Below are 4,601 nucleotides of genomic sequence, written 5' to 3' on the forward strand. Positions count from 1 at the left end.
AAGCTGATAGGCAGCAGAATAAAACAGCGCCGTCTGGAATTGAATCTGACACAGCCTTATGTCGCAGAAAAGATGGGAGTTACCGCTTCTACAATCCTGCGTTATGAGAATGGTTCGATTGACAATACGAAAAAAATGGTGCTGGAAGGTCTTTCGGAAACGTAATTCCGGTCTTTCATCTGCAACCTGCAACTTTTATAATTCTTCCATTTGCTTTCTATACAAACATGTCTTACACATTCCATGGGATCAAGACATTGTTCCAAGAATGCGATTGGATGTAAAGCTTCCGAAAGTGCTTTCTCTTGAAGAAATTGAAAAGTTAATCAATTCTGCAACCCAGATCCGTAACAAAGCAATCATTGCCCTGCTTTATTCATCTGGAATGCGTGTAGGAGAACTTGTCTCTCTTAAACCTGAAGATATCTATATGAGCACTATGCAGGTATATATTTCCAAAGGGAAGAATCATCGTGATAGATGGACGATTCTTTCAGAAAGAGCCCTTGATTTACTAAAAGAATACTGGAGAAGTTATCCGGTAAAAAGAGAGTATCTTTTTGTTTCTTTAGATGCTCCTCATGAACTACTAAAAGTGAGTGGTGTTGAAATCATGCTCAGGGCAGTAGGAAAAACAGCGGGCATTGAAGCACATCCGCATACGCTTCGCCATTCCTTTGCAAGTCACATGATTGAACAAGGTGTCCCTATCAACTATGTACAAGCAATGCTTGGACACCGCTGTCTGGAATCAACACAGGTATACATCCACATATCCAATAAAACTGTTATGGGAATAAAGAGTCCGCTTGATCATCCTGTCAAAAAAAAACGAGGACATAAATCTAAGAGAAACGCAGGTGATGCAAATGAATCATGACATCACCATTCAGGATGTATTCCATCGATTTCTTCCGCAATACTGTGAGACACACAACTTTTCTCCCCAACAGCAACTAACGGCACTGTGTATCTCCAAATGCCATACTCTTGAAATGGGAGCCAATTTAAGCGAATGCGAAAACTGTCACAAGAAATATATTCATTATAATTCATGCAAGAACCGTCACTGCCCCATGTGTCAAGGAATGGAGGTCGATGAATGGATTGACAAACAGCAGGAAAATGTACTGGATGTTCCATACTTTCATACGGTTTTTACAGTTCCTGAAAAATTATATTCCCTGATTTATTCAAATCAGAAACTCCTTTATGATGCTTTGTACCATGCAGCACATCAAACAATGGAAGAACTGTCTGCGGATCCGAAGCATCTTGGAGCAAGGATTGGATATATCTGCGTACTTCATACTTGGGGCTCCAGGATGAATTATCATCCTCATCTCCACACCATTGTTCTTGGCGGTGGACTTGATGCTACAAACAAGTGGAAGGATAAAGGAAAGAAGTTTTTCTTTCCGGTTAAGGTCATGTCTGCCGTCTTCAAAAAGTATTATCTTCGTGAGCTGAAACAATTCTGGGAAGATAAAAAACTTGAGTATCATGGAACGGCAGCACATTTGAAAAATCATTATGAATTCAAAGCTTTACTGAATTCCCTCTACGATAAGAACTGGGTTGTATATACGAAGGAGGCATTCAATGGAGCGGATTCTGTGATCCACTACCTTGGCCGTTACACTCATCGTATCGCTATCAGTAACCGTAGAATTGTCAGCATGACAGATGAAACTGTTACCTACCTCGTAAAGGATTACAAGAATGGCGGTAAATATATCGAACAAACCATTAAAGGAACAGAGTTTCTGCGAATGTTTCTAATGCATGTGCTCCCTAAAGGTTTTGTCCGAATTCGCCACTATGGCCTGCTTTCCTGTAGGAACAAGAAAGAAAAGATGGCACACTGCCGGAAGCTTCTCAACTGCATTCAATATATTTCAAAACTCCGAGGCAAAACCTGTGCGGAAAAGCTGATGATCCTTTACAAAAAGGATATCTGTAAATGTGAAGCCTGTGGAGGAAATCTTCATTCACTATCGCTTCGAGGACGCTATATGTTGACTTGAGTGAAGGAATTTGAATACTGAAAAACAGCCTCCTGAAAGAAGGCTTATTAAGTGTACCCTTCATTCGATAAGACAGGTTACTATTTTGAATATATGATGGAATCAGTTTCCAATGCATAGATTCTTTGGTAAAATCAAGAAGAAGGAAATCGATTGAAACTCCATACTGTATCGTCTGGAGTGACGCGATTTTGTTCAATCGGTAAAAATCGGTGTGCAGTCCAGAGAAAAGGGCAGCTATCAATAGATGGTAAGCTGTTTTTTTCTCTGTCCTGACACCGATTGTTCACGTATCAATTTGGAGAATTGAAAAAAACGGAATTTACCTATTAAGACATATAAACTCTTGACAATAAAGCTCCTATATAGTATGTTTTTAATAAACTACTATATAGGAGCTTTTGTATGGAAATGAATGGAGGATTTCTTGTCACAAAAATAAAACAGCTTGGAGACCGGATTTTCGAGAAGATTCTCAGTGAAAAGAATATTGATGCGTTTAATGGAGCCCAGGGACGTATTCTTTATGTGCTGTGGCAGGAGGATGGTATCTCAATCAGGTCACTCTCGACTAAATGCGGATTAGCGATAACATCTCTTACTACGATGCTGGAAAGAATGGAAAATCAAGGGCTGATAAGCCGTGTTCAGTCTGAAACGGACAAAAGGAAAACACTCCTGTTTCTGACTGAGAAAGCACATGCCTTAAAGGGCGAGTACGATTCTGTATCTGATGAGATGGGCAGTATTTACTACAAAGGTTTTTCAGAGGAAGAAATTACCCGGTTTGAGGAATGCCTCGACCGCATCAGAAAGAATCTTGAGGAGTGGCAGAAGTCATGAGTATTTATATCAAAGATCAGATTCAGAACATGAATATCGTCATTGGCTGCACAGAGGGGTGTACATATTGCTATGCCCGCAACAACGTGAAACGCTGGCATATGATTGATGACTTCGCTGACCCTGAATTCTTTCCGGGTAAGCTCAAGATGATGGAAAAGAAACGTCCGCAGAACTTTCTTCTTACCGGGATGAGCGATCTCTCCGGATGGAAGCCGGAATGGAGAGACGAGGTATTTGCAAAGATCCGTGAAAATCCACAGCATCAGTTCCTGTTCCTTACCAAGCGACCTGATTTGCTGGATTTTGATACCGATCTGGAAAACGCATGGTTTGGCGTTACGGTGACGAGGAAAGCAGAACGGTGGCGTATCGACGCCCTTCGGAAAAACGTCAGAGCAAAACATTACCATGTTACCTTTGAGCCGTTATTCGATGATCCCGGCACAGTTGACCTTTCCGGAATCAATTGGATCGTTATCGGCACCATGACCGGAGCTCAGAGCAGGAAGATTCATACGGAGCCGGAATGGGCATGGTCTCTGACGGACCAGGCACATAAGCTCGGCATTCCGGTGTTTATGAAGGAAGACCTTGTCCCTATCATAGGGGATGAAAATATGATTCAGGAAATGCCGGAAGAATTTAATAAAGTGTTAGAGGTACAGAAATCATGGAAGAAGTAATAAATGGAATCCTCATTCGTGAGGTGGAAACAAAGAACATCATGACTAAGTCTAGTCTGCCGGTAGGCGGTTACTCGGTCAATCCCTATGTGGGCTGTACACATGCCTGCAAGTATTGCTATGCTTCTTTTATGAAGCGCTTTACCGGGCACAAGGAGGAATGGGGCACTTTCCTTGATGTGAAGCATTGGCCGGAAATTAAAAATCCGAAGAAATATGCCGGACAGCGGGTAGTCATCGGTTCTGTGACAGATGGCTACAATCCACAGGAGGAGCAATTCGGGAATACCAGAAAACTTCTGGAGCAGCTGATCGACAGTGACGCAGATATTCTGATCTGCACAAAGTCGGATCTTGTGGTACGAGATATTGATCTGCTGAAGAAGCTTGGACGTGTAACCGTTTCATGGTCAATCAACACACTAGATGAAAATTTCAAGAACGATATGGACTCTGCTTCGAGCATTGAGCACCGTATCGCTGCTATGAAGCAGGTATATGAGGCAGGTATCCGTACAGTCTGTTTCGTATCCCCGGTATTTCCCGGTATCACGGATTTTGAAGCAATTTTTGAGCGGGTAAAGGATCAGTGCGATCTGTTCTGGCTCGAAAATCTCAATCTTCGAGGCGGTTTCAAAAAGACAATTATGGATTATATCACCGGAAAATATCCTGATCTTGTACCACTTTACGACGAGATCTATAACAAGCATAACCGCAGTTACTTTGAAGCACTTGAAGTAAAAGCTGAGAAAATGGCTAAGAAGTATGATTGTGCCTTTGTGGATAATGAAATGCCTTATGGCAGAGTCCCGCAGGGGCATCCGGTGATCGTAGATTATTTCTATCATGAGGAAATCCGTGGGACAGAGAATACCGGAAAAAGAAATCGCTAATTTCCAGTTTGCCGAAATATATTTCTAACTTTCCCTATTTTACAGGCTTTCCAGCCTGTGCATTAGCGAAACGATATGTATTTTCCCTTATTTTTGCCCTTATGAGATAATCGTAAGGGAAATAAGGGAAAGTTTTATTTAGTCATTGC

At 41.7% G+C, this 4,601-nt stretch carries 5 protein-coding genes and 1 pseudogene; all 6 read left to right on the top strand.

The features are described from left to right. A pseudogene (locus GT508_RS14255) lies at nucleotides 1–159 on the top strand (helix-turn-helix domain-containing protein); the annotation flags it as partial. 109 nt (nucleotides 160–268) lie between these two features. After that, nucleotides 269–880, top strand: a complete 612-nt coding sequence (locus GT508_RS14260; RefSeq protein ID WP_161144517.1) for a tyrosine-type recombinase/integrase — start codon at nucleotides 269–271, stop codon at nucleotides 878–880. Further along, on the top strand, nucleotides 870–2,027 hold the full coding sequence (locus GT508_RS14265; protein ID WP_161144518.1) for an IS91 family transposase: 1,158 nt from the start codon (nucleotides 870–872) through the stop codon (nucleotides 2,025–2,027). Before GT508_RS14260 ends, GT508_RS14265 begins: the two co-directional genes overlap by 11 nt. A gap of 405 nt (nucleotides 2,028–2,432) precedes the next feature. Continuing rightward, nucleotides 2,433–2,870, top strand: coding sequence for a radical SAM mobile pair system MarR family transcriptional regulator (locus tag GT508_RS14270; RefSeq protein WP_004853467.1), 438 nt, complete (start codon nucleotides 2,433–2,435; stop codon nucleotides 2,868–2,870). Continuing rightward, the gene (locus GT508_RS14275; protein ID WP_161144519.1) at nucleotides 2,867–3,556 is read left to right on the top strand and encodes a radical SAM mobile pair protein A; all 690 of its coding nucleotides are present in this window, start codon (nucleotides 2,867–2,869) and stop codon (nucleotides 3,554–3,556) included. Before GT508_RS14270 ends, GT508_RS14275 begins: the two co-directional genes overlap by 4 nt. After that, nucleotides 3,544–4,452: a radical SAM mobile pair protein B gene (locus tag GT508_RS14280; RefSeq protein ID WP_161144520.1), complete on the top strand. Its 909-nt coding sequence runs from the start codon at nucleotides 3,544–3,546 to the stop codon at nucleotides 4,450–4,452. Before GT508_RS14275 ends, GT508_RS14280 begins: the two co-directional genes overlap by 13 nt. Nucleotides 4,453–4,601 lie beyond the last annotated feature (149 nt).

The sequence above is a fragment of the Dorea sp. BIOML-A1 genome (genome assembly GCF_009875615.1).
GTDB lineage: Bacteria > Bacillota > Clostridia > Lachnospirales > Lachnospiraceae > Dorea_A > Dorea_A amylophila.

Bases quoted from the DNA above. Each gene is read 5' to 3' on its own strand.
- GT508_RS14275 (WP_161144519.1), top strand. From the start codon at position 2,867: ATGAGTATTTATATCAAAGATCAGATTCAGAACATGAATATCGTCATT.
- GT508_RS14260 (WP_161144517.1), top strand. From the start codon at position 269: ATGCGATTGGATGTAAAGCTTCCGAAAGTGCTTTCTCTTGAAGAAATT.
- GT508_RS14265 (WP_161144518.1), top strand. From the start codon at position 870: ATGAATCATGACATCACCATTCAGGATGTATTCCATCGATTTCTTCCG.
- GT508_RS14280 (WP_161144520.1), top strand. From the start codon at position 3,544: ATGGAAGAAGTAATAAATGGAATCCTCATTCGTGAGGTGGAAACAAAG.
- GT508_RS14270 (WP_004853467.1), top strand. From the start codon at position 2,433: ATGGAAATGAATGGAGGATTTCTTGTCACAAAAATAAAACAGCTTGGA.